Origin of the sequence: Fibrobacter sp. UWB1 (genome assembly GCF_002210325.1) — a bacterium.
Classification (GTDB): domain Bacteria; phylum Fibrobacterota; class Fibrobacteria; order Fibrobacterales; family Fibrobacteraceae; genus Fibrobacter.
The window spans coordinates 21,121-44,902 of record NZ_MWQL01000002.1 but is presented as its reverse complement, the minus strand read 5'-3'; the positions used below and the strand labels follow the sequence as shown (position 1 = coordinate 44,902).

General features: G+C 46.7%; 22 protein-coding genes. 11 read left to right on the top strand and 11 right to left on the bottom strand.

The window, feature by feature from the left end:
* The first annotated feature begins 23 nt into the window (after positions 1-23).
* Positions 24-956 (top strand): bile acid:sodium symporter family protein, encoded by a 933-nt coding sequence (locus tag B7988_RS01780; RefSeq protein WP_088656617.1) that lies wholly within the window; start codon positions 24-26, stop codon positions 954-956.
* A 45-nt stretch (positions 957-1,001) separates the two neighbouring features.
* A complete protein-coding gene (locus tag B7988_RS01775) occupies positions 1,002-1,457 on the top strand; it encodes a hypothetical protein (RefSeq protein ID WP_088656616.1) in 456 nt (151 codons plus the stop codon).
* 82 nt (positions 1,458-1,539) lie between these two features.
* Here B7988_RS01775 and B7988_RS01770 read toward each other — a convergent pair whose 3' ends face one another.
* Positions 1,540-2,991 carry an RNA-binding domain-containing protein gene (locus tag B7988_RS01770; protein WP_088656615.1) on the bottom strand — a complete coding sequence of 484 codons (1,452 nt, stop codon included), beginning with the start codon at positions 2,989-2,991 and terminating at the stop codon, positions 1,540-1,542.
* A gap of 13 nt (positions 2,992-3,004) precedes the next feature.
* Positions 3,005-3,178 (bottom strand): hypothetical protein, encoded by a 174-nt coding sequence (locus B7988_RS14990; protein WP_158213015.1) that lies wholly within the window; start codon positions 3,176-3,178, stop codon positions 3,005-3,007.
* A gap of 746 nt (positions 3,179-3,924) precedes the next feature.
* Here B7988_RS14990 and B7988_RS01765 point away from each other — a divergent pair.
* The 4 genes from B7988_RS01765 to B7988_RS01750 are packed head-to-tail and all read left to right on the top strand — an operon-like array spanning position 3,925 to position 7,885.
* The gene (locus B7988_RS01765; RefSeq protein ID WP_088656614.1) at positions 3,925-5,187 is read left to right on the top strand and encodes a tetratricopeptide repeat protein; all 1,263 of its coding nucleotides are present in this window, start codon (positions 3,925-3,927) and stop codon (positions 5,185-5,187) included.
* Positions 5,188-5,247: 60 nt separating this feature from the next.
* Positions 5,248-5,853: a hypothetical protein gene (locus B7988_RS15150; protein ID WP_212668286.1), complete on the top strand. Its 606-nt coding sequence runs from the start codon at positions 5,248-5,250 to the stop codon at positions 5,851-5,853.
* Positions 5,850-6,179, top strand: a complete 330-nt coding sequence (locus B7988_RS01755) for a nucleotide pyrophosphohydrolase (protein ID WP_088656613.1) — start codon at positions 5,850-5,852, stop codon at positions 6,177-6,179. Before B7988_RS15150 ends, B7988_RS01755 begins: the two co-directional genes overlap by 4 nt.
* Positions 6,180-6,187: 8 nt before the next feature.
* A complete protein-coding gene (locus B7988_RS01750; RefSeq protein ID WP_088656612.1) occupies positions 6,188-7,885 on the top strand; it encodes a DUF2075 domain-containing protein in 1,698 nt (565 codons plus the stop codon).
* A 38-nt stretch (positions 7,886-7,923) separates the two neighbouring features.
* Here B7988_RS01750 and B7988_RS01745 read toward each other — a convergent pair whose 3' ends face one another.
* Positions 7,924-9,261, bottom strand: coding sequence for an ATP-binding protein (locus B7988_RS01745; RefSeq protein ID WP_088656611.1), 1,338 nt, complete (start codon positions 9,259-9,261; stop codon positions 7,924-7,926).
* A gap of 125 nt (positions 9,262-9,386) precedes the next feature.
* On the opposite strand from B7988_RS01745, the gene B7988_RS01740 reads away from it, so the two are divergent.
* Complete coding sequence (locus B7988_RS01740; protein ID WP_283160524.1) at positions 9,387-9,674, top strand: addiction module antidote protein; 288 nt, start codon at positions 9,387-9,389, stop codon at positions 9,672-9,674.
* A 19-nt stretch (positions 9,675-9,693) separates the two neighbouring features.
* Here the strand turns inward: B7988_RS01740 and B7988_RS01735 are convergent, their stop codons facing one another.
* Genes B7988_RS01735 through B7988_RS01725 form a run of 3 tightly spaced genes read right to left on the bottom strand, consistent with a single transcriptional unit; the run spans position 9,694 to position 12,434 of the window.
* The gene (locus B7988_RS01735; protein WP_088656609.1) at positions 9,694-10,962 is read right to left on the bottom strand and encodes a hypothetical protein; all 1,269 of its coding nucleotides are present in this window, start codon (positions 10,960-10,962) and stop codon (positions 9,694-9,696) included.
* Positions 10,943-11,443 carry a hypothetical protein gene (locus tag B7988_RS01730; RefSeq protein WP_088656608.1) on the bottom strand — a complete coding sequence of 167 codons (501 nt, stop codon included), beginning with the start codon at positions 11,441-11,443 and terminating at the stop codon, positions 10,943-10,945. The genes B7988_RS01735 and B7988_RS01730 overlap by 20 nt, the downstream gene beginning before the upstream one ends.
* 7 nt (positions 11,444-11,450) lie before the next feature.
* Positions 11,451-12,434 carry a hypothetical protein gene (locus B7988_RS01725; protein ID WP_088656607.1) on the bottom strand — a complete coding sequence of 328 codons (984 nt, stop codon included), beginning with the start codon at positions 12,432-12,434 and terminating at the stop codon, positions 11,451-11,453.
* 578 nt (positions 12,435-13,012) lie between these two features.
* Between B7988_RS01725 and thrS the strand changes: the two genes are divergently transcribed.
* Positions 13,013-14,950, top strand: a complete 1,938-nt coding sequence (gene thrS, locus B7988_RS01720) for a threonine--tRNA ligase (RefSeq protein WP_088656606.1) — start codon at positions 13,013-13,015, stop codon at positions 14,948-14,950.
* 52 nt (positions 14,951-15,002) lie between these two features.
* Here the strand turns inward: thrS and B7988_RS01715 are convergent, their stop codons facing one another.
* The 3 genes from B7988_RS01715 to B7988_RS01705 are packed head-to-tail and all read right to left on the bottom strand — an operon-like array spanning position 15,003 to position 18,258.
* Entirely contained in the window at positions 15,003-15,695 is a 693-nt protein-coding gene (locus B7988_RS01715; RefSeq protein ID WP_073323281.1) for a WbqC family protein, read from the bottom strand.
* Positions 15,692-16,906 (bottom strand): hypothetical protein, encoded by a 1,215-nt coding sequence (locus B7988_RS01710; RefSeq protein WP_139261166.1) that lies wholly within the window; start codon positions 16,904-16,906, stop codon positions 15,692-15,694. The genes B7988_RS01715 and B7988_RS01710 overlap by 4 nt, the downstream gene beginning before the upstream one ends.
* A gap of 8 nt (positions 16,907-16,914) precedes the next feature.
* Entirely contained in the window at positions 16,915-18,258 is a 1,344-nt protein-coding gene (locus tag B7988_RS01705; protein ID WP_088656605.1) for a radical SAM protein, read from the bottom strand.
* Positions 18,259-18,400: 142 nt separating this feature from the next.
* On the opposite strand from B7988_RS01705, the gene B7988_RS01700 reads away from it, so the two are divergent.
* From B7988_RS01700 to rph, 3 genes are all read left to right on the top strand, one after another.
* Complete coding sequence (locus B7988_RS01700; RefSeq protein WP_141225523.1) at positions 18,401-19,057, top strand: NlpC/P60 family protein; 657 nt, start codon at positions 18,401-18,403, stop codon at positions 19,055-19,057.
* A gap of 85 nt (positions 19,058-19,142) precedes the next feature.
* Positions 19,143-19,994, top strand: a complete 852-nt coding sequence (locus B7988_RS01695) for a prephenate dehydratase (RefSeq protein WP_170930507.1) — start codon at positions 19,143-19,145, stop codon at positions 19,992-19,994.
* A gap of 10 nt (positions 19,995-20,004) precedes the next feature.
* Positions 20,005-20,730 carry a ribonuclease PH gene (gene rph, locus B7988_RS01690; RefSeq protein ID WP_088656602.1) on the top strand — a complete coding sequence of 242 codons (726 nt, stop codon included), beginning with the start codon at positions 20,005-20,007 and terminating at the stop codon, positions 20,728-20,730.
* Here the strand turns inward: rph and rfbA are convergent, their stop codons facing one another.
* Together rfbA and B7988_RS01680 are read right to left on the bottom strand one after the other, a co-directional pair.
* Complete coding sequence (gene rfbA, locus B7988_RS01685) at positions 20,731-21,618, bottom strand: glucose-1-phosphate thymidylyltransferase RfbA (RefSeq protein WP_088656601.1); 888 nt, start codon at positions 21,616-21,618, stop codon at positions 20,731-20,733.
* Positions 21,618-23,714 carry a polysaccharide biosynthesis tyrosine autokinase gene (locus B7988_RS01680; protein ID WP_073323295.1) on the bottom strand — a complete coding sequence of 699 codons (2,097 nt, stop codon included), beginning with the start codon at positions 23,712-23,714 and terminating at the stop codon, positions 21,618-21,620. Before B7988_RS01680 ends, rfbA begins: the two co-directional genes overlap by 1 nt.
* Positions 23,715-23,782: the final 68 nt, after the last annotated feature.

Here is a 23,782-nt window from a genome sequence, read left to right as displayed (position 1 = left end):
CGTTGATTTAAGAAGGGTATAAAATGCACATTCTTGAAAAGATCAGTGAACTTGTCGGCAAGTGGATGGCGGTTGTCGTTTTGGCAATCGCGGCGCTCTCGCTGTTCCTGCCGAAATCCACGCTCTGGATTGAGCTCAGCTGGGTGAATTACCTCTTGATGGTCGTGATGTTCGGCATGGGGCTCACGCTCAAGCTGAGCGATTTTGCACTTGTGTTTGCCCGCCCTAAGGAAATTACCATCGGGTGTGCGGCGCAGTTCATTATAATGCCTGCACTTGCGTTCTTGCTCTCCAAGATTTTCGGGCTCGATGCCGCCCTCATGGCGGGCGTTGTTCTTGTTGGAACTTGCCCAGGAGGCACTTCGAGTAACGTTATCACCTACCTCTCGAAGGGCGATGTCGCGCTTTCGGTCGGCATGACCAGCGTGAATACGCTGCTCGCTCCCGTGCTGACGCCGGCGATTACCTACCTGTTGCTTCGCACCACCGTGAACGTGGATGTGATGGCCATGTTTCTTTCCATCGTGAAAGTCGTCATCGTGCCGATTGCCCTCGGGTTCGTCATCAACAAGTTTTTTGGCAAATGGACCGCCCGTGCCGTGAAAATCTTGCCCCTCGTCTCGGTAATTGCAATCGCGATGATTGTAGCCGCAGTCGTCTCGCACAATGCATCGAAGATTCTCTCTACGGGTGCCATCGTGTTCGCCGTCGTAATTCTCCACAACCTGCTCGGTTACGGCTGCGGATTCGGTCTCGGGAAGCTGCTGAAATTCTCGACACCCAAGACAAAGGCGCTTTCCATCGAAATCGGCATGCAGAATTCCGGACTCGCTACAAGCCTTGCGGCAACAGCGTTCTCGGGACTTGCCATGGCGACTGTGCCTGGCGCCATATTCTCCGTGTGGCACAACATTTCGGGAGCGATTTTGGCGAATGTTTATCGCCGGAAGGAATAGCAGGCTTTAAAAAGGCTATCTTTCTAGCAGCTTTTAGGAGTTTATATGAAAATGAATTATGCCGAATGGGTTTGCCCGGAATGCAAGACCAAGAACCGCGAAACTTGCAACATGTGGATGTACGGCAGTCCGATTCGCGAATGCAAGGCCTGCCGCAGCGAATACCTGGACAGGCGCTGGCGCGAGGTGGCAATTGACGGATTTGATCCGCGTAGCAAGAATGCAAAATTCTACGCAAAAGGAGCCGCATTCCTTTTGTCAATGGCAATAATCTGCGGGGTATTACTTCAAACTTCATTCGTACATGGAAACAATTTCACAAAGCTTACCCTGGCGTGCATCCTATGCTCGCTATTCGGCGTCGTTAGCGGATTCATCGCGCTCCGGATCAAGCTCGGCTTCGCAGCCAAGGACAACGATAAGTTTATGGCCGAATCCAAGGCGCGCCTAGGCGACCCGAAATACGTCGAAAAATTACGAAAGTTTGGATACAAAATTTAAATCACCTTCTCATGCGCCCCGAATACCAAGGCCAAAGCATCGGCAAGGAACTCGTGGAACGTATCAAGGAAATCTACAAGGATTACCAGCCTGTGGACGTAGGTTCCTTTTTCACCCAATAGCCGCCAGTCTTTTTAGAACCACGACGTTCAATAAGTTCTTTTTTACGCAAAGACGAAACAACCTTATCAAGTGTGTCAATAGGCATTTGTAGTCTGCCAGAAAGTTCTTTTATCATAACTCCAGGTCTTTTTGTGATTTCCAGGAACACTTTCTGCTGTGTTTCATTTAGTTCAATTTTTAATCCGCCACTTAATCCGCCACTTAATCCGCCATTTAATCCGCCAACATTGCTCTTTTCTGGCACATGATCAGTCAGCGGAATCTCCGCTATAAAAATATCGTTATCCACAAATTTGGGTTTTAGCCCAGAATAAATTTCGCACAGGTCACTAATTTTACGGATACCCGTACCGAGGTATTCCGCAAACCCCATCTGTGCAAACATTGTGGCAATATGCGGATTCTTAGGATAAGAACAAAGTTGAGATGCTATTTTCTCGTACGCAAAGGGCTTATTCGCATTATTCGTCACAAGCTTATCTTTATAAATAACGAGTGTTGTTGGAATCGGATTCATGTATTCACGATGAATCAGCATATTCGCAATCACTTCTCTAAAAATCTTGTCACGCAAAGAGAGTCTTGTTTTCCCATCCAAATAGAATTTGTCTGGGAGATGCTTTTCGATAAACCCGTTCAATAATTCGTAACCATCAATCAGGTTGCATGTAACAGTCAAGCGATCATCGTAACGCATCAGGTCTTGTTTGCGGACTATTGCTTCAATTTTATAATATGGCAAATAACTTGAAATCGCTTCGTCCGTGCCGAACAGCATAAGTGCAGCAAGTGTATAGCCCGACTTTCCAATGGTAGAATCATAGCGAATCAAACCAGCCGCTTTGAAAAAATCTTCCTTGTTCAACTTGAGCCACGGGTGATTGGACCTGATAGAACGAATCAAATCCTTGGCCTTCTTAAGCATTCCGCGTTTAATATCAATTTCGCGAAGCCCCGGATAAACGGTATTTTCCGTATAGCTGTTGCTTTTGCGCAAATACATTGCACTAATTGCGCTCTGCGTCTTTACCACAAAATCGCCATCGACGCTACGGTCGAAGACCTTCTTGCCGGTCTTGTGGACCTGCGAACTGGCGGGAACAAAGAAGTAGATCAATTTTTTGTCTTTGTAATCAACAACTTGCGGGTCAATCAAGTTCTGAGGATCCAATTTTTCAGGATTGTTGCTTAAATTCGCTATTTGCTTGCAAATTTTTTCGACGCAATTGGGATCAACGCCCTCAATTTTTTTGTCGTCTGTAACACCAAGGACAATATGGCCCCCATTGCGGTTTAAGAATGCCGCAACAGATTCAAAAAGATTGTCGGGCAATGCAGTCTTTGCCCTCTTGAATTCGACCGTCAAGCCTTCGCCCTGACGAATGATTTTTCCCAATTCTTTTTCATCCATATCGGCACCCCTTTCATCCTCTCGGGTAACGCAGTTTCGCACCGCATTTTGGGCAACGCAGAATCAGTTCCTTAAGCCGTTTGATTTCCGCATCTTTTTCTTCTAGTACCTTGGCAAAATCCCCGATGGCGTTGTTAGCACCGCGATTCGGGCCTCCGTTGAATTTTCCGAAAATTTCATCGAACATAATTATTCCTTATAAATTTTAGTTGAACGTCGCCATTGGGCGACAATTTGACTGGCCGTTGCGATTACGCCGAAAAACAGCGCACAACATGCCCTTGCTTATTTGTTATGTATTGAGATTTTCCACGCCTTGCGCGGAATGGGATGATCTTGCAATCCTGTTGGCGGGGGCTTTCCCCGGCGTTACTTGCCACTCTTTCAAGTGGACTCGAGTAGGTCGTATTCCTACCAGCTATCCAACAGAACCATCAAGAAGGTTGATGGGCCCCGCCGCGAATGCACGTACGGACCCGAAGGTCTATGTCGACTGTCACGAGGATTATCGAATATCGGCTACAATATACACAAATAGATTGTCAAAGTCAAGGGATATATTATTTATCGCAACAATGAAAAAAAGCCCCTAAAATTGTCATGCCGGGTTTGACTCGGCATCTCCTTTTCTCTTCCAATTATTTATATTTCCCATTGACATAGCCCCGTACCGAATGGTGCGGAGCGACCGGAATTTTTGAGATTCGTCTCTTATTCTCGCAACTGAAACTACCACTTTCAAACCAATCGAGAGTAAGACGAACACTCACGTCCCATCTGGGGCGTGGGTCGTTTGTGCTTATTGATTGGTAGGGTGTGGTAGCCCTCAGTTGCGGTAAGCACGCAAGAACGACTCCACGCCTTTTTTTTTTCAAAAAAGTTGGAAATCGTTCATTTGCTGCAGGGACTTATCTCGCTGATAAGGATGCCCCTATGGCAAAAATTGAGGTCATACAGACCGTTGATACATCGAACTTTAAGGCCGCTAACGCCGAAGAGCTGAAAAAGCAGATTGTTCACTATTTTGCCGAAAAAGGCTGTCCTCCAACAGTTGAAATCATTTCCGACAATACTGTCAAAATCATATTCGATACAGAAAACCTTGAATATGCCGAAAGGAATTTTCAGAAAGCGTCTTTAGCTTGCAGTGAAGGGCGTTTCAATGCGGCAATGGATTTGCTGCATAAGGCAATCAAGGCTTGTCCTGGATATTCTGAAGCTCATCGCCTTCTAGGCCAAGTTTTCTACCAGCAGGGCGAAATAGAGAAGGGCATGAATGAAGTCCTTGAGGCTCTTCTCATCGACCCGAAAAACATGTGGGCTCTCATCCTGATGGGAAACATCCTCGCCAATGGCAAGAACAATGCCGATGCCGCAGACAAATATTACAAAAAAGTTCTAGAATACTATCCCGACAATGCCATCGCGCTCAACAATGTTGCGGGTACGCTCATTCGGAAAAAAGATTATGACAGCGCCATTCACTACATGAAACAAGCCCTTGAACTGGACAATACCTACACAAACAGCTATTATGGGATTGCTTTAGCATACTATCACAAGGATGATTTGGACAACGCTTTTGAATACGCAAGTCAAGGTGCGCTGAAGGGCGCAAACCGCGCAGAAGACCCCGGTGTCCGTCAAGAACTTTTGAAATTGCTATTGACTATAGCAAGAGATATTGCAGAATCAACAGACTACGAATCCAAGGTATTTGAATTTGCACACAGCCTTGAAACCAAGTATAATGTAACCATCAAATTTGAGCGCGATGACGAGCAGGACACCTTAGCACATTTGGAATTCGCCGATTTCCATCACAGCAAGGATCACGTAGTTAAATACAAGAAGGATGGCAACTACTGTCATTACATGCTTCATGAATTGACACACCTAGAAATGATGCTTTCTGCCCAAAGAAATGGAAAACTCCAGACCATCGGATTTACGCAGAAAAATTTTGACGCATTCTTGCTAGATTACAAACGTCATTTTGACGAAGTCAAGAAAAAGATTGGCGCAATCCAATCAGAAAAGTTGGCGAAGCACTTGTTCCAGGGATTGTCATTGCAGGTGATGAATGCCCCGCTAGACTTGTTCGTGGAACAGAAAATTTATGAGAAGGCGGAATTCAGGCCGCTTCAGTTGACATCTTTATTTGCAATGGAATCAAGCAACATCGATGCCGTGTGACAGACCGCGAATGTTGCTGAATTTCCGCAAATTATCAAGGACACGAATAAACTGTTGAACATGCTTCAATCCTTGCTTTTACGCAAACTCTATGGATTGGATTTTGTCAATCAGTACAAGCCATCGCAAAACATGATGAACAGGGCAACAGAATTCTTCAAGGCATTTGAAGATTCTCTTGCATCGTTCAACGCAGGCGATGAATACGCTGTCTTTGAAAAGATTGCCACAGCACTCGGCTTAATAAAGTATTTCGCTCTTTCCTGCGTTGAAAAGAGTGAAATCAAGACAGAGGTCGACAGAAAGCAAGACCAGTTCAACGAAACGCACAATCCCGCAAATGCAGACCCGATGATTACCATAATGATGTCTTCCTACATGGTCGGTGCGCTGGAATACTTTGAAGGGTTGCTGCCGGAAGATATTGAAAAAGTCGCTTTTGAATGCGCCATGGTTGGACAAAATGGAATCAGCCCTGCACAAAAGAGCGGATACAAGTTGAACAATGTTCCTGGAAAAGATTTTAGCGGTTATGAACTGCTCGCCTATTACTATGTAAGCTGGGCAATCTCGCATCCGGAAATGCTCGATAAACTGCACTTACCTTTTGCAGATGCCTACAGTATGGCAAAGCAGATGTTTGATTCCAGACGAGGTGAAAAATGAGCGACTTTGAAAAAATGAAAACGAAGGTCAAACAATTCACCATTGACCGCGACTGGGACCAATTTCACAACGGCAAGGACCTCGCCATTGCCCTTTCTGGCGAGGCATCGGAACTTCTCAATGCGTTCCTTTGGAAGAAACCTGAAGATGTAAAAATTGAAAAGGTGCGTGAAGAATTAGCCGATGTGCTTAATTATGCTTTTTTAATTGCAGACAAGTATAATCTTGATATTGAGCAAATCATGGACGAAAAGTTGCGAATTAACGGGGAGAAGTATCCCGTTGATAAGGCTAAGGGAACCGCAAAGAAGTATAACGAGTTGTAGGCAGAACTATGAAATTGGAAACTTATGATTTTAACTCAATGGGTTGTGAATTAGCTGGTCAAGCAAGCAGGGGAAAGAATTGGCCCGTTGTTTATCTAATTCATAATCAACAAGAAATGTACGTTGGTGAAACCAATAGTTTCCAAAATAGATTTAGACAGCATCTTGACAATCCAGAAAGAGCATCGCTAACAACCATTTCTTTTATTGACGATGAAGAATTTAACAAGTCGGCAATTCTTGATATTGAACAGGGACTCATACGTTTATGCGGTGCCGATGGGAAATTTGTTTTGCAAAATAAAAATGCCGGACAATCCGGGATGCACAACTATTTTCAGCGGGAAAAATACGAGAAGAAAATTCCAGAAATTTGGGAAGAACTGTCCAAAGCAAAGCTGACAAGTCATGCATATGATGAGCTTGTCAATTCAAATCTGTTTAAATATTCCCCGTATACTACTCCAACAGAGGAACAGAACGATGTATGCTATAGTGTCATGAAGCAAATTCTTGAATCCTTGCAAAACGGCAAATCGGGAACATCAATAGTCTACGGTTCAGCGGGAACCGGGAAAACAATCGTTGCTATCAATCTTGTCTATACGCTTACAAACATTCTGTTAATGAACGTTGATGACGATATAGACGAATCGGACAAATGGCAAAAACTGATAAAAGAGTGGAAAATGTATGTTCGCGCTAGCGGTTTGCCCAAAATCGCATTCGTCGTTCCAATGCAATCTTTAAATGCAACCTTAAGCGATGTTTTTTATGATGTCGGAGGGAAGCAAATGCAAGAAATTGTAATATCCCCATATAGAATTGCAAAGGAAAAATATGACATTGTCATCGTAGATGAATCACATCGGTTAAAGAAAAGAAAATCACTTGCAGGCGGCTTCGAATTTAAAATGTTCGATGAATGTTGTGAATCACTTGGATTGGATCCCAAAACCTCCAATCAATTAGAATGGATTGTACAACAGAGCCGCCATAGGGTTCTGTTTTACGACCCGTCCCAATCTATAAAGCCTGCCGATATCAATCCAGCAGAATACAATAATGTTATTCAAGGCACATTCATCCAGCGGAACACTTTACTATCACAAATGCGTTGTCTTGGTGGTAGCGATTATATTGACTATATTAAATCCATATTTAATTTGGAAAATATTCCAAAGAAAGTTTTTGGTGATTATGATATAAAGGTTTTTGACGATGTTGACCAAATGGTCCAAGCAATCAAAGCTAAGGATCGTGAAATAGGACTTTGCCGAAATCTTGCAGGATATGCCTGGAAATGGGTAACGAAGGGACAAACTGCTCAACAAATAGTAGCAGGCAATTTATTTGATATTGTAATAGGCTCATATCGGTACTATTGGAATACAACGGATAAAAATTGGATATTGAGTCCCAATGCCGTGAACGAAATTGGCTGCGTTCATACATCGCAAGGCTACGACCTGAATATAGTTGGATTGATATTTGGAAATGAAATTGATTGGGACGAACGTCGTAATTGTTTCATAATCAATGAAAAAGAATTCTACGATACTAAAGTCAAGATGGATTCGCCAGAACTTCAAATTCAACAGCATATCATCAATGCTTACAAGGTGATGATGACACGAGGCATCAAGGGCTGCTATATGTATGCCTGCAACCCTGGCATGCAAAAATTCTTAAAGAAGTGGTTCTAAGCCGGGGCGTTACAGAAGCCCCTGCCAATTTATAAAAATCATTCCAAGAACATTGCCATGTAGTACGGCAATGTAACCATCTTGCCTGCAACACCGATGTTGTTTTCGGAAAGCTTGTAGCAAACCTTGGCGGCGTAGTTATCGTTATTTAAAACGGTCTTTGCCGACTTGGAGCGTCCCGTTGTCGCCTTGACTTCAATAATGGCGAGTTCGCCGCCGACATTTTCTACAAAGTCAATTTCTAGCCCCGTATCTTTGCGGAAGTAGAATAGTTTGCGACCTTGTTTAGAGAAACAATCTGCGATGATGTTCTCGTAGATGGCGCCTTTATAGAATCCCAAATCGCCGCTTAGAATCTTGGCCGCAGTGCCGCGTTCCAGCATGGCGACAAACAGGCCAGAATCCTGCACATAAATCTTAAACGTATTCTCGATCTTGTAGCCTTCAAGGGGTTCCGCGATGTTGGTCAGGTTGTGGCAAATGTTGATTATGCCGCAGTCGTAGAGCCATTGGATTGCGGTTTGGTAATTTTCGGAACGGCCTTTCTTTTCTAGTTGCGAATAAACAAACTTGTTATTTTCCTTCGCAAGTTGGGCGGGAATTGAATCAAAAACGCGATTGATGCGGCCAAGAAGCGTGCGGTCGATTTCCTCGTTTTCGTTCTCGTCAAGGTGCTTGCCAAAGTCGTCCTTGTATTCTTCAAGAATGTCTTGCTGTTCCTGCCAAACGACATTCATGTCGTTCGTCTCGACAAATCGAGAAACGACATAAGGGAGCCCGCCTACACAAAGGTATTCCTTGAAGTAGCGGAGCATGGCGTTGTGTGTCGCCTCGCTTACGGGTTCTTTTTTCGCGAAGCATTCCTTCAGGTATGCGATGACGTTTTCGCCAATGCCCTTTGCCCACAGAAATTCCTCGAAATCCATGGGCTTCATATAAATTATTCTTTCAAAACCGGTCGGGACGCCTTTTCCCTTTTTACGGTTGTACCCCTTAATGCCTAGCAGGGAACCGGTACAGATGACATCGTAGCGACCGTCTTCCATAAAAGGCTTGATGCTTGCGCGGGCGTTTGCACATTCCTGAATTTCATCGAAGATGATGACGGTCTTGTTCTCGACAAAATGCACATTAGGAAAAAGCGCGGAAAGGTCTATGGTAATCCGACTCACGTTCAGGTCTCCCTCGAAGACCTTCTTCGCATTTTCATTTTCCTTAAAGTTGATATAGACGACGTTCTCGTAGTTGCTGCGGGCGAATTCCAGGACGCTGGATGTCTTGCCGATTTGGCGCATTCCCTTGACAACCAGGGCCTTCTTTTTGCCCCCCGAAATCTTCCAATTTTCGAATTCTTTAAGGATTTTTCGCTTGAACATGTTCTAAAACTACACTTTTCCAACCGAATTGTCAACGATGAAACGCACTTTTTCAACCGAATTAGTGCATTAAATTTTCACTTTTTCCACCGAAAAAGTGAAAATTTGCCGATTTTACGTAAATTTTGCCAATTTTAGTCAGTGAATCTGATGACCCCGCGCTGTTTCTCCGAGCCATCGGACACATCGCGAGAAGCAAGGGAATGTCGCAGATAGCTGAAAAGACAGGACTCGGCCGTGAAAGTCTTTACAAGGCTTTAGACGAAAAAGCCCATCCGCGCTTTGAAACAATTTTCAAGGTGTTAAACGCCATGGGGATCCAGATGACGCTCGTCCCTAAAATGAAATTCAGAAAACGCCGTAAACAAACGGAGCTCTGCGTCGCCGAAAAGAGAGTGCGATATAAAGTGTAGTTTTATCGGACTGGTTTTGTCACTCTAGGCAATTAATTTTTTCTGTTCCAAGTCTTCCATCGGAGCACTTAAAATAACCAACAAGTTCTCCATTGCGAAATTTTCCCGATCCAGCCAGTTTTCCATTTTCAAAATAAACCTTGGAAACACCGTCCCAAGCCCCATCTTTAACAAAGTTCGTTCTATATATTTTCCCTGATTGATAATAGATTTTTTCTATCCCATTTGCCTTATCATTTTTGAAGGTAATTTCTCTATTGACAGTTCCACTTTCATAATACAGCTTTGCAAAACCATCTCGCATACCATTTTTATAAGAAACTTCTTGGCTTAATGAGCCACTTTTGTAGAATTCCCTATAAAGACCATTCAATTTTCCCTTTATATATGGAGCAATACATTTAAGTTCCCCCGATTCATAGAAACATTTTTCGTCACCTTCTGGATACAACATAGACCCATATTTCCTTGTAATTGGCGTCACAGATTCTAAATTTCCAGACTCATAATATTGTTGTTCCCATGTAACACTATCACTAAATGGGGATCGCAATATAAGAAACCGCTCAATGGTTCCGTTATCGTAGTACGTTTTCATTGAATCTACTTCCCACGCGACCACCCTCTTCACGGACACTTCTTTTACAATTTTCTTATTTCCTAACAATCTATGCACCCGTATATTTGCAATAGAGCCAACATTTCCAACCAACAAACTATAAATATCTTTAAAAGAACCATGAACTTTTTTTCCATCAATAAGCAAAAGAGCATCTCCATCACACAATCGGTCTGTTTTACTTTTACATTCATCATTGGTATCAACAAAATCATACTGTAACGCACCATAATATTTATCCACAATAGCCCCTACCTTCCATGACGAGCCATCTTTTTCTATAGTTCGTGTTGTCACAACGCCATAATCCTGAGCCGAGCTATATTTATAGAAATTCCCATTTTTTTTAATTCTAGAAATTTCCAAATTCGCTCTAAAAAAAGAGAACCACTGTTCGTTTGAGTCAGGATTATCAGCCTTAACAACCCCCTCCAACTTTCCACCAGCGCACTCTGCCACAACAGCAATTTGCTTTTCCTTATTCACTTTCAAAAATTTAGCATCCTCAGGAATATTTGCATCATCTTCAGAAACTATAATTTTTTCACACACATAAACGCCTTTTGATTCTTCTTGTATGTTTTGACATACCGAACCAAAGCAAACTTCCGACACACCTAGAAGCATCAACACAATTTTAGCAACGGATTTATTCAGAAAGTAATTCACAATTTTCCCCTTTTATGGTTGAAAAAACGCTCATATAAAAACTATTGCATTTTATCTCCACATCATCTCCTTTTTTTAAAAGACGTAATTCATCTTCTTTTTCATTCGGAAATGACATTTCAACACTGCAAAAGCCATATTCAAAAACAACCTGCAAATCCTCCTTAATGGATTTAATCCTCCCAAAGACAATAACTTCTTTGTTTGATATTTTCGTTTTCAAATCGAGCTCATTTTTTTCGCGTTCATTACATATATCTCTAACGGAATACTTCAATATTTTTTTTGACTCAGTATATGAGTTTTCAATAGGATTTTCCACACTTGTTTTAGATTCTTCATATAAAGTCTCAACAGGATGCATCGTATTCCTTTCTGGTTCAATTTGATGAACCCATCGATACAATTCATCTTGTTCGGAGGATGCTGTAATTACTATGCCAAATACAACAATGGAGTAGATTCTTTTCGTCTTAAACATTTTGAAATCACTTTGCCATTGCCGCTTTGTACAAAAGTTTCTTCAAATCTTCTGCAAACAAGATTTTCACCGGAATCTTACAATCCTTCGTCGCATTTTCTAGTTCTTCGTTTTCTTCTTTTGAAGCTTTGGTAGTAACAACCCATTTTTCAATAACACGAAGATTTTCCGTATGCCAATCCTCATACGAGTCAGATTTGTTAACTTGCACAACCGGATTTGAACCACACTCTCCTTCATAATCTTTAACTTGAATTGCAATGGCGTACATAGAATCATCCAAGGGACATGGAATTTTCACTAAAACATCTGCACCATGTTCCTTTTCTGAAACTCCTCCACAACGTTCAACGATATAATTCGGATAAAGTTTTTGCAAACATTCAATCAGGACATATTCCCATTCACTTTCTGAAAATTTTTCATTAAAAGCTTCGTACAGATCTTTAGTCAACTTATCTTTGTACGAATCAACAATAGATTCAATAGCAAAATTTACTCTTTCTTCATAGCTAGACTTTTTCAAATTTTCATCAAGATCTTGTTCAAGAAGTTTTTCAATATTTTCAGCGCAATGGTCTATATTCCAAAAGCGCATTGGTGTGCGCAATGTACTACGCAAATCCCCACTAACAAGAGAATTATCGCGAACAAACCAATTTTTGCACTTGTTCACGGGGAATATATGTCCAAAATCTCCGAACTTATTATTTCTATCAAATCGATATCCAACATCAAAATCTTCCGCGGCTTCAACAATAGCGACCGTTCCATAGCCCTTGATTTCAGGAACAAGCAATATATCGCCCTTCTTGACTTTTTTCTTTATAGGAAAATTACGCCGAGCAGCGCCCTGAACAGACGGATTGTTTAAATTTTGAGAATCTTCGTAGCCCCAACCTTGACGAAGACATCCCTTATCCAGCTCATCAGCTAGATATTTTCTTTCCTCTGCACCTGTGCTAATTCTAAAACCCCAGTATCTTTTCATTTTCTCACCTCTTTAAAAAAAACGTCCTTTTCAGCAATCTCAAGCGGACTCTCAGCGACAAGACTATTGCACAAAAAAAGGCGTGGTGTCGTGAGGATCCGAAGCAGAGGCCCTAGACAAAGCCTGTTCATGAATCTACAAACGACCCACGCCCCAGTGGGGGCGTGAGCATCTGCATCTTATTCTCATGAACTAAGAGAAATTGTCTAGGTTTCTGCGTCAAGAACAAGAGCGTTGCTCTACAAAAATGTTATTTCAGTTTTATTTCTAGCTTGTTAAGCCTCCATTGCTTTCTGTATAAATATATAAAGAATTCGGGGTTTTAGGGGTGTCCCCTAGGCGAAGGGGTGATGGAAGACCGCGAAGCGGGCTGCAATCAGGGGGATTCTTCCCCCTTTGTATTATCAGTGTTAGATTCCTCGATTTCGCTCAGAATGACGCGTTTGAAAGGGTTGTTTTCCTAACCACTAATCACCAACCACTAGCCACACTTATAGTCTTTTTCTATCTTACGCCTCACCGCCAGATGTCGTATTTCTGGGGAACCGGGCGAGAACCGCCCATAAAAAGGATTATTTATGTCTCAAATCGAACTTACCTTCCCCGATGGCTCCGTACGTTCCGTAGCATCGGGCACCACCGGCCTCGAAATTGCGAAGGGCATTTCCGAAGGTCTTGCACGCAAGGCGCTTGGCGTCAAACTCGGCGATAAGGTCCTCGACCTCACGCGCCCGCTCACCGAGAGCGGCACCATCAAGATTATCACGCCGAGCAACGACGACCCGGATGCTCTGATGCTCCTGCGTCACAGCTGCAGCCACGTGCTTGCCGAAGCCATCTGCGACCTGTTCCCGGGCACCAAGCTCGCCTACGGTCCGGCTATCGAAAAGGGTTTCTACTACGATTTGATGACACCGACCCCGATCCAGCAGTCGGATTTCGAGCGCATCGAAAAGCGCATGAAGGAAATCATCAAGGAAGACCGTCCGTTTACCCGTTGCGAAGTCAGCGCCGCCGATGGCCTGAAGCGCACCGAGGGCGACAAGTACAAGACGGACAACGCTGAACGCGCTCTCGCCCGCGAAGGTAGCGACGGTACGCTCAGCTTCTACGTGACTGGCGAACCGGGCAAGAACTTTGAAGACCTCTGTGCCGGCCCCCACGTGCCTTCTACTGGCAAGCTCAAGAATTTCAAGGTGCTCTCCATGTCCGGTGCTTACTGGCATGGCGACCAGAACAGCGACCAGCTGACCCGCGTGTACGGTACTTGCTTTGCTGACAAGGAAGGTCTCGAAACTTATCTGAAGTTCCTCGAAGAAGCCGAAAAGCGCGACCACCGCAAGATCGGTAAGGAAATGGACCTCTACCACATCGAAGACCATTCTCCGGGCATGGTGTTCTGGCACCCGAAGGGCACCAAGATGGTGAACGCCCTCAAGGACTACATCCGCGGTAAGATTGACCGTCGCGGCTACCTCGAAGTGATTACGCCGGAAATCGTGAACAAGACTTTGTGGATCAAGTCCGGCCACGCCGACAAGTACAACGAGAACATGTTCAAGACGCTGGCTGGCGACGTGGAAATGGCTGTGAAGCCGATGAACTGCCCCTGCCACATCCAGATTTTCAACACGGGTCTGCGCAGCTGGCGTGACCTGCCGATGCGCCTTGCCGAATTCGGTAAGTGCCACCGTTACGAACCTGCCGGTACGATGCACGGCCTTATGCGCGTGCGTGGCTTTGTGCAAGACGACGCCCACATCTTCTGTACCGAAGACCAGATTGCAAGCGAAGTGGCTGACTTCTGCGCCCTCGTGAAGGAAATCTACCACGACTTCGGTTTTGACGATATCGTGGTGAAGTTCTCCACCCGCCCCGAAAAGCGCGTGGGTTCCGACGAGATCTGGGACAAGGCTGAAGCCGCCCTTGCCGAAGCAACGAAGCTCGCCGGCCTCGACTACATCCTGAACCCGGGTGAAGGCGCCTTCTACGGCCCGAAGCTCGAATTCACGCTGAAGGACAGCCTCGGACGTGACTGGCAGTGCGGTACGATTCAGGTGGACTTCAACTTGCCGCAGCGTCTGGGTGCCGAGTATGTCGGCAAGGACAACCAGAAGCACATTCCGGTGATGTTGCACCGTGCGGCCGTGGGTTCCATCGAACGCTTCCTCGGCATTTTGATTGAAGAGTTCATGGGCGATTTCCCGCTGTGGCTCGCTCCGGTTCAGGCCCGCGTGCTCCCGATTTCCGAGAAGTTCGTGGACTATGCGAAGCAGGTCGAGAAGGAACTCGTGAACGCCGGCGTCCGCGTGGAAGTGGACGAGTCGAATGAGAAACTCGGCTACAAGATCCGCCAGTGCGAATTGCAGAAGATTCCTTACAAGATTATTGTAGGCGAAAAGGAACAGGCAGAAGGCCTCATCGCTGTCAACAAGAGAAAGGAAGGCGATAAGGGTCAGATGACTGTCGCCCAGTTCTTGGAAATGACTGCTGAAGACAGAAAAGTCGTCCGTTAGTCAATAACCGAAAAACATTCGCAAACGTAGGTTCCTTTGAGCCTGCGTTTTTTTATTCCGTCGTATACTCGTCAAGCATCTGCGCGATTTCTTCGCGGGAATTGAACATGATGACATCGAGAATCGATAAACCCGGAACAAAAGCGGTCCCGAATTGCTTGTACTGCCGACAATGCGAATGGATAAACTTCAGTTCAATTCCATGAGCGGCAAACTCGTCCTTTTTGTATAGTGCCTGCCCGCCAATCGGGTTCACGTAAGTCGTCCCGCCGAGCCTATCGCAAAAATCAAAAACCCGGTGTTCGCGTTTGAACCGGCAATTGCCTTCAATCTGCGACGTGTACATCATTTTAGTCTTGATTCCAAGATATTCTCGAACAATTTCAATGGAATTCACCAGAAACGCTGTCAGGTTCGTCTCTTCGCACGAAAAGATCCTTTCCATCAACTCGTAACCCCTTTCAAAGAAGGGTGCCGAACGGTAGCAATGATAAAGTTCCTTCATCTTTCTGGCAAAATCATCTCGCAGCAATTCCGTTTGATTAATCAGACGATGGCAACTGATATCGTTAATTTCAAGTCCAAAGTAGGCCGGCTTGCCCTGCCGCAAGATTCTGTTACGCTGCACCCACCCGCGTGTGATAAACGCGTAATCATCGCCAATCAGGAATAAGTCGCACGCCTTCATCAACTGCCAATAGGCAATGTAGGGTATAAAGTAGGGCTGGTTCCCGGCAATGATCACAGCAAGTCTCCATGTTCATAAAGGCTTTCGCAATCAGTAGCGACCACGCAAGCTTTTCGGTCGTCAACTTTATTGGTCACAGGGCAACTGGAGGTACGGAACAAACCGGAATCGTAGAACTTGTCGTCAACACAGAGCATCATGCCGCAAACATAATCATCAAAGGGTGTCCCTTCCCACACCGTATGGAATGTTCGCTGCCGCAAAAACGGCTGCATGATCATGTCCTTGACGGCACCAGAATCAAAAAGATTCTTCCATTCCGCTTCAGAGGTCAGCGGGCCCGCAAAGACCTTTTCGCTTTTTCCAAGGCAGTAGTGCTTAAGAATATAGCCGTCTTTGTGCGCATAAGCATCGGCAAGCGCTGAGGCCGCGCTCGATTCCGCGCAGACAAAAGTCTCGATGGCATGGTCACGAATGAATGCGGCTTCTTCCTTTGTCAAGAAATGATCCGTAAAATCGTCTTCGAACCACATCCTCATAAAGCGCTTGTCATGAGCCAAAAAGATTGTCCGGAAATCGTTATACATTCCGGAATCGATCATCGCCTTGACGGTATCCATGGAATAACTGAGGATATCGTTCTGGTTCAAAGCGCTGATGACAAAATTGCCCTTCCAGTTGTCGATATTCGGCTCAACTTCATTCGCCTCGTAAACAGTAACGCTCTTGCCCATACGTTCGTAAAAAGCTTTGTAGAGCGCAATTTCAGAGGTCTTGTCAGAACTTTTCAGGACAAAGACTTTTTGCTTGTCGCCGACAATTTCGAGCATATAGCGAATCATTTCTTCAAAACGACTTTCGCGATGCGTCCCCGGAAACTTGGCAATAAACTTGTCCGCCGCCGATTCCGAATAGTACGACATGAAAATCCCATGCGCGAAAAAGCGCGAGGTAATTTCGCACAGTTTCAGTTTGCCGTCTTCGGTAATTAGATAATCGGGCCGGTACGCGCCCGCCTTGAACGGATAACGGCTCTGGTAGGCAAGAATCTCCATTTCCTTTGACGAAAGCGGCATGTACTTGTCGACGAATTCAGCGTAATGGTACGCCATGTATTCAACGCATTTGTACAAAATGCGGTGCATTCCACGAATCTCGGCAGTTCGTTCAGGCGTAATAATGATGGGCCGCTCATGGTACCAGCGGTGATAATAGTCTTCCCTGCCGCAATAGAGTTCCTGGCAAACTTGAGAGCATGTCTTGTCCATAGCAGCCCCTACTTAGCAAAAAGCTTAGACTGGTAACCGAGACACTGGAATCCGTTCGCGTTGACGATAGGAATCAGCGTGTTCGGAATGCGCAATTGCTTGCGAACCCAGAAGCAGATACTGGTCGTCATGCCGAGCTTTTGCGTGTAGGCCATCATCTTTTCGATGCTCTTGATGCACAAATCCCTTTCTGGAGCGGTACGGCCGCGTTGCTTGCGGTGGTCAGCATTATCGGGCTTGATATAAATCTCGTACAGTTCTCGTTCCAGGTTCTTATCGAAGTGTCCAAGCCACTGCCCCAGCATGGCAAGGTTTTCCATGCACGCCGTCAAGAATTCCGGCTTGTAATTGACGATTCCCGCCGCATGCAACTTGTCGAAAAAGTCCTTGATGTGTTCGTCGGTGAGGTAAGGCATCACGATAGGCTGGATCAATGCAGAATTCGCCTGAATGCCGCGTTCCTGGCAGAGCTTGACCGACTGCAAGCGTTCTTCGATCGGAGCAGCGTAAGGTTCCAGCAGGTCGCGGAATTCCTTGGGCATAATCGAGACACTCGTGTTGAACTGCATTTTGCCCTTGAGTTTTTCGAATAAGTCCAGAATGGTTTCGCCTTCGTACTCGTAAAGCAAATGCTTGGGGCCGGACTTTGACGCAATGAAGAGCCTGGCGTTGGAATCCGGATACTTTTCAAAGTGTGCGATGAATTCCTTGAGAATGCGGTGAGCTATTCCTGTCTGCACCGTCGGTTCTTGGAAGGCTTCCGTCTTGGGCGAGAAATAGTAATAATGGTTCCAGTTCTTGCCGCGGCTGATTTCGACAATCTTCGATTCGATTTCCTTCTTGCGTTCGGGAGCCTCTTCGATGGCAGTCGCCAAATCCTGCAGCAAGACATTCTTTTTATGGATATCTTCTTCGGTCACGGGGCGCGTCGGAGTGCCGTTCATTTCTTCCAGGAGTTTGCGCACATACAAGTGGTAATTTTCATACGCCACCAGGTGCTGTTCATGAACGCCATCGGTCACCAGGCAATACTGGCAGCCCACATTGCAACCGCGAATCGGGTTAATTTCAAAAGTAAGCGTGGGGCAACGGCCCGTGTAGTTGTGGATTTCCGTTTCGACCTTTTCCGGATCGATATTTTCGATTGTCAATTTCGAAACAGGAATGACCGTCCGCTTCTGGACTCGCTCCATAAAGAGTTTGGAGCCCTTGATAAGCCCTTGCAGGGTCGCTTCGGAGGGAACAGCCTTTACTCCGAGATTGCGGAGGTATTCGGCATCGACAATTTGGGGAACAAAACCTTCAAGGTTGTAAACATTAGTATCGTGAGAATAAAAGTTTTTCAAGTCCATGATAAAAATATACTTTGTTTAAACTCGCTAGACCACAAAGAAAGCCTGTAAATTCATCGATTTGCAAAAATATGTGTCCAATGCAACCAAATCTATTGAACACAATAATGCATATAGCCCCGATTTAATTACATTTCGCTTGATGTTTTCGCTCACCAAAATCGCACCATTCATCCTTGCCGGCATATGCCTGTGGTGTTTCGGATGTTCCTTCCCGGTGCGCACGGGCTACGACCGAAGCGTTGGCGACTACAAGAGCGTTCCACCGAGCGAAACGGCTTCTTCTAGACATGAAACTCCGATTGAAGAGCCTGAGACCACGGAGCAATCAACCGTTCCGCAGGATTCCTCCAAGCGCATGAACTCCGCCGAAAAAGCGCGCGCGGCCATTACCAAAAAAGAAGCCGCCAAGGCCGCCAGAAGGGCAGCCCCTCGCGGAGACTTGGAAAATTACGCCCGCGGATGGATGGGCGCCAAGTATGTGTATGGCAAGGCGACAAAGACAAAGACAGACTGTTCCGGATTCGTGATGCAAGTCTACAAGGGCTATTACAACATTGCGCTAGACCACAGCGCCTCCAAGATGTACAAGGACAGCCGCGGAAAATCCGTGAGCCGAGGCGGACTCAAGGAAGGCGACCTCGTGTTTTTCGGAAGCCTCTGGAAAATCGACCACGTGGGCATTTACCTGAACGGGGGCCGATTCATTCACGCAAGTACCAAGAACGGCGTGATGATTTCGCCCATGCAAGACAAGTATTGGGGCCACAAGTACCAAGGCGCGAGAAGATTCAGGTAAATGACAAATGACTAATGTGTAATGTGAAATGAGTAATCACACATCTCACATCACACACTACACACCATTTACTATCTTTCTAAGCATGAAGAAAATTGCATTCCAGGGACGCAAGGGCGCTTACAGCGATTGCGCCGCACATTATCTGTTCGGTGAAGACATCGAAACTCTCCCGATGGACACTTTCGAAGAAATCTACCAGGCAATCGAAACCGGCGAAGCCGATGGTGGCGCGATTCCTATCGAAAACTCCACGGCAGGTTCCATCGAAGCGAACTACGATTTGCTCTACAAGTGGCGCCACCGCATTGTAGGCGAGGTCATGCTCCGCATCGAGCACACCTTGTGCGTGATGCCAGGCGTCAAGCTAGGCGACCTCAAGCGCGTTTATAGTCACCCGCAGGCTCTTGCACAGTGTTCCAAGTTCTTTGCCGAAAATCCGCAGATCAAGGCCGTACCCGCCTTCGATACCGCAGGCTCTGCCGAAGAACTCGCCGCCCGCAAGACTAAAGACGAAGGAGCCATCGCTAGCGCCTACGCCGCAAAGATTTACAACTTGGACATTCTGAAGGCCGGCCTCGAAAACTTGAAGGGCACGAACTTCACGCGTTTTTACGGCATTCAAAAGGTTCCCGCCGCATTCAACGAAACCGAAGGCGCCAAGACGACCATGCTGTTCGAACTCGCCAACAACAATGCGGTGGGTGCGCTTTACAACGCCCTCGGATGCTTTGCGAAGCGCGGCATCAACTTGACGCGTTGCGAAAGCCGACCGCACCCGGACAAGCCCTGGGAATACATTTTCCACGTATCTTTTGAAGCAAACGTGAATGAAGACCGCGCCCGGGCCGCTCTTGCCGAGCTCAAGAATTACACGAACAACATGTACATTCTGGGCACCTTCAAGAAAGGCGTGATTGAAACTTTGAAATACTAAGAGGCAGAATATGGCATACGAACGTACTGACAGAAAGTTTGACGAATACCGCAATTTAAAGATGACCACGGGCTTTATTTCGAGCGCCGACGGCTCTGTACTTATTGAAATGGGTCGTACCCGCGTTATCTGTAACGCAACACTCCTCCCGAAGGTTCCTGATTGGCTCGCCGGCAAAGGCACCGGCTGGATTACGGCAGAATACAGCCTGCTCCCGCAGAGTACAGGCAAGCGCGTGGAGCGCGAGCGCAAGGGCGCGAGCGGCCGCACTCAAGAAATCCAGCGACTGGTGGGCCGCTCGTTGCGCGGCGCAGCCGACCTTTCCGCCCTCGGTGAAAACGCTATCGTGGTCGACTGCGACGTGATCGAAGCCGACGGTGGCACTCGTACCGCAAGCATTATCGGCGGCTTCGTGGCCCTTGCGCTCGCCCTCAAGAAAATCAAGGCCCGTCTCGGTCTCACGCAGCAGATTCTGCAGCACGGCATTACGGCAATTTCTGTCGGCGTTGTCGCGGGCAAGCCGCTTTGCGACCTCTGCTATGTCGAAGATTCCGCAGCCGATGTCGACATGAACGTGGTGATGCAAGACGCGAAGAACTTCATCGAAGTCCAAGGCACCGGCGAGCACGCCAGTTTTGACCGCAACATGCTCAACACGCTCCTTGACCTCGGCGAAAGCGCATGCAAGGACATCTACAAAAAGCAGATGGAACTAATCGGCGGAATTCTGCCGTAGTTAGTAACGAATTTTGCCTTCGGCGACTTTGCGCAGGTGCTGGCCGTAAGGAGACTTTCCGTACTTGGCGGCAGATTCCAGGAGTTTTTCCTTGGTAATCCAGCCGTTGATGTAGGCGATTTCTTCGACCGCCGAAATCTGGATGCCCTGACGGTTTTCCACCATCTTCACGAACTCGCCCGCTTCAATGAGGCTATCCATGGTTCCGGTATCGAGCCAGGCAAAACCGCGGCCCAAGAGCTTCACGTCAAGTTCACCCTTGTCCAGATACACGCGGTTCAAGTCCGTAATTTCAAGTTCGCCGCGGGCGCTCGGCTTCTGGGCCTTCGCAAAGCCCGACACTCGATTATCATAGAAGTACAAACCCGTAATCGCATAGTTGCTCTTGGGTTCCTTCGGCTTTTCTTCAACCGAAATCACCTTGCCAGCATCATCGAATTCCACCACGCCAAAGCGTTCCGGGTCTTCGACGTAATAACCGAACACGCTGGCGCGGCCATTCTGTTCGGCATTCTTCACGGCCGCCTTCAGGAGCGGGCTAAAACCGTTACCGTAGAAGATGTTGTCGCCGAGTACCATCGCACAGCAATCGTTACCGATAAATTCTTCGCCAAGGATAAAGGCCTGGGCAAGACCATCCGGACTCGGTTGCACCTTGTAGCTCAAGTTCAGACCCATCGAAGAACCGTCGCCAAGCAGGCGTTCAAAGTTCGGCAAGTCCGTCGGAGTCGAAATAATGAGGATATCGCGAATGCCCGCAAGCATGAGCGTCGAAAGCGGGTAGTAAATCATGGGCTTGTCGTAAACAGGCAAGAGCTGTTTACTGGTCACCATGGTCAGCGGGTAAAGTCTGGTACCGGAGCCTCCGGCGAGCACGATTCCTTTCATTAATACTTCCCGTACTTGTAGCCATACCCTTCAGTGCGGCTGTGTTCATACTTGTTGATTACAATCGACGCATGGGCACTGGAATTGCCCTTGAGAATCTGCGCCATACCATCCTTGATTGCTTCGATAGAATGCTTGTTGTATTCGATCACCATCACGATCTGTGCGGCAACGCGGCAAGCGAGGGCCGCATCGGTCACCAGCATAATCGGCGGAGTATCGACAATTACAAGGTCATAATCTTTCTTGAACTGTTCAATCAATTCTGCATAGTGCTTAGAACCCAGCAGTTCAGCCGGATTGTTGGGAACATTGCCACACGGCATTACATACAGGTTTTCGACTTCAGTCTTATGGATGACGTCTTCAGCCTTCACTTCGCGCAACAGCACCTGGGAAAGGCCATTGCCACGCTTGATGCCGAATTCCTTGTGGAGTCGTCCCTTACGAAGGTCCGCATCGATTAGCAACACACTCTTGCCAAGACCGGCAAACAAAGCAGCCAGGTTCACCGAGACAAAACTCTTGCCTACGCCCGGAATAAGTCCGCTCACGCCCACCACGGAGCCGCCCTCGTCCATCATGGAGAATTCCAGAGAAGAGCGAAGAGCACGCAGCGATTCCACGGCGACATCGTCGGGTTCCACCACAGCCAAGGGCCTTGTACCCTTGGTTCCCTTGGGGTTGCCCTTAGGCACCTTGGCGTAAACGGTATAGCCCGTTTCCTTTTCGATGAACGAAGCACTCTTCACGCCACTGCTGAACTTCGACTTGATCGACACCAACATGGCGCCTAACAAGAATCCGAGGAATAGGGCCATGCAAAGAATCACGCGCTTCTTGGGTTTCGCAGGCTTGGTCACCTGTTCTGCAAAGTCCACGACACGTACAGAGCCCACTTCGCCGGCAGACACCAGGCGCAATTGCTGGATATTGTTCAGCAAGGAGGTGTACATGACCTTGGTCAATTCCACTTCGTTCTGGAGTTTAAGCACTTCTTGCTGGGTTGCAGGCAGTTTCTTTACTTCACTGGAAGTACCAGCCAGTTCGCGACGCAAGGCATTTTCCTGATCTTCCAGAGTCTTTACCGTCGGGTGTTCGGAATGGAACAGGCGAATAGCTTCCTGCTTTTTCTGCTGCAGAGAAAGAATATCTTGTTGCAGCCTCATACGGCGCTGGAGTACCAACTGAGTTTCTGCATTAATATCGACAGAACCCACTTGATTGCGGTAGGTATTCAAATTCAAGAGAGACGAATCCATCTGGGCCTTGACATCGGGCAGCTGCTTTTCGAGGAATTCCAATGTCTTTTGAGCTTCGGCGTTGCGTTCTTCCACATTCTGGCGCAAGTAAGAAGAAGCAACCTCGTTCAAGATTTCAACGGCGCGGTCTGCATAAATATCCTGGTACGAAAATTCAAGAATACCAGTCTTCTTGCCCTTTTCCTTGACATCGAAAGCAGATCGGAACTGTTCAATGGCATCCAGACGTTTCAGCTTGGACACGGCAAAGCGCTGTCCTTCGCGAACCTCGGCCTTGAAAATGCCGAACGCAGCCGAATCACCTGCATACGCAAAATGATACGTCTGGCCCACCGCCCCCGAAAGCACCAGGCTATCCTTATAGTCATAAAGATCAAAGTTACCCAAGGAATCCTTCATTTCAAGGAACCAGGGTTCATCACGGAAATCGGACGGAAGCAAATCCTTATTGTAGCTAAAATTCATCAGGTCAACGCGACCTTCCTTATGCAGCAAGCGGTCCAGCTTGTTCAAAGGTTCGGCAACCAGGTCAAGGCGCATCTTTTCAACGGCCGAGCCCATCACCTGACGGCTCTTAATGAGTTCCATTTCTGTTTCAGCCGGGCTATTGGTCGCAAAAAGATTTCCAAGTCCGCCCACCAAGCCTGCACTCTTGTTGTTCTTCGCTTCAATCTGCAGCAAGGCATCTACCTGAAAAACCGGCCGGATCCACTGGGCGACAAATGCGCCAACCGCACCTGCCAAAAGAATGCAAGGTACCATAATGTACCAATTCTTAGCAAGTTCCTTCAAAAATTCACCAAGGTCGGTTTCTTCTTTTTTCTTTGTTGCCATAAATGGATTCCTTCAGACTCAATACGCCTACAATTTAGAAAAACAGACTTCGCCACAAATATCTATCT

Bases quoted from the DNA above. Each gene is read 5' to 3' on its own strand.
- B7988_RS01705 (WP_088656605.1), bottom strand. From the start codon at position 18,258: ATGGACTTGAAAAACTTTTATTCTCACGATACTAATGTTTACAACCTT.
- B7988_RS01695 (WP_170930507.1), top strand. From the start codon at position 19,143: ATGAAGAAAATTGCATTCCAGGGACGCAAGGGCGCTTACAGCGATTGC.
- B7988_RS01730 (WP_088656608.1), bottom strand. From the start codon at position 11,443: ATGTTTAAGACGAAAAGAATCTACTCCATTGTTGTATTTGGCATAGTA.
- B7988_RS14990 (WP_158213015.1), bottom strand. From the start codon at position 3,178: ATGTTCGATGAAATTTTCGGAAAATTCAACGGAGGCCCGAATCGCGGT.
- B7988_RS01780 (WP_088656617.1), top strand. From the start codon at position 24: ATGCACATTCTTGAAAAGATCAGTGAACTTGTCGGCAAGTGGATGGCG.
- B7988_RS15150 (WP_212668286.1), top strand. From the start codon at position 5,248: ATGCTTCAATCCTTGCTTTTACGCAAACTCTATGGATTGGATTTTGTC.
- B7988_RS01770 (WP_088656615.1), bottom strand. From the start codon at position 2,991: ATGGATGAAAAAGAATTGGGAAAAATCATTCGTCAGGGCGAAGGCTTG.
- B7988_RS01745 (WP_088656611.1), bottom strand. From the start codon at position 9,261: ATGTTCAAGCGAAAAATCCTTAAAGAATTCGAAAATTGGAAGATTTCG.
- B7988_RS01700 (WP_141225523.1), top strand. From the start codon at position 18,401: ATGTTTTCGCTCACCAAAATCGCACCATTCATCCTTGCCGGCATATGC.
- B7988_RS01680 (WP_073323295.1), bottom strand. From the start codon at position 23,714: ATGGCAACAAAGAAAAAAGAAGAAACCGACCTTGGTGAATTTTTGAAG.
- B7988_RS01765 (WP_088656614.1), top strand. From the start codon at position 3,925: ATGGCAAAAATTGAGGTCATACAGACCGTTGATACATCGAACTTTAAG.
- B7988_RS01750 (WP_088656612.1), top strand. From the start codon at position 6,188: ATGAAATTGGAAACTTATGATTTTAACTCAATGGGTTGTGAATTAGCT.
- B7988_RS01710 (WP_139261166.1), bottom strand. From the start codon at position 16,906: ATGGACAAGACATGCTCTCAAGTTTGCCAGGAACTCTATTGCGGCAGG.
- B7988_RS01725 (WP_088656607.1), bottom strand. From the start codon at position 12,434: ATGAAAAGATACTGGGGTTTTAGAATTAGCACAGGTGCAGAGGAAAGA.
- thrS (WP_088656606.1), top strand. From the start codon at position 13,013: ATGTCTCAAATCGAACTTACCTTCCCCGATGGCTCCGTACGTTCCGTA.
- B7988_RS01775 (WP_088656616.1), top strand. From the start codon at position 1,002: ATGAAAATGAATTATGCCGAATGGGTTTGCCCGGAATGCAAGACCAAG.
- rph (WP_088656602.1), top strand. From the start codon at position 20,005: ATGGCATACGAACGTACTGACAGAAAGTTTGACGAATACCGCAATTTA.
- B7988_RS01755 (WP_088656613.1), top strand. From the start codon at position 5,850: ATGAGCGACTTTGAAAAAATGAAAACGAAGGTCAAACAATTCACCATT.
- rfbA (WP_088656601.1), bottom strand. From the start codon at position 21,618: ATGAAAGGAATCGTGCTCGCCGGAGGCTCCGGTACCAGACTTTACCCG.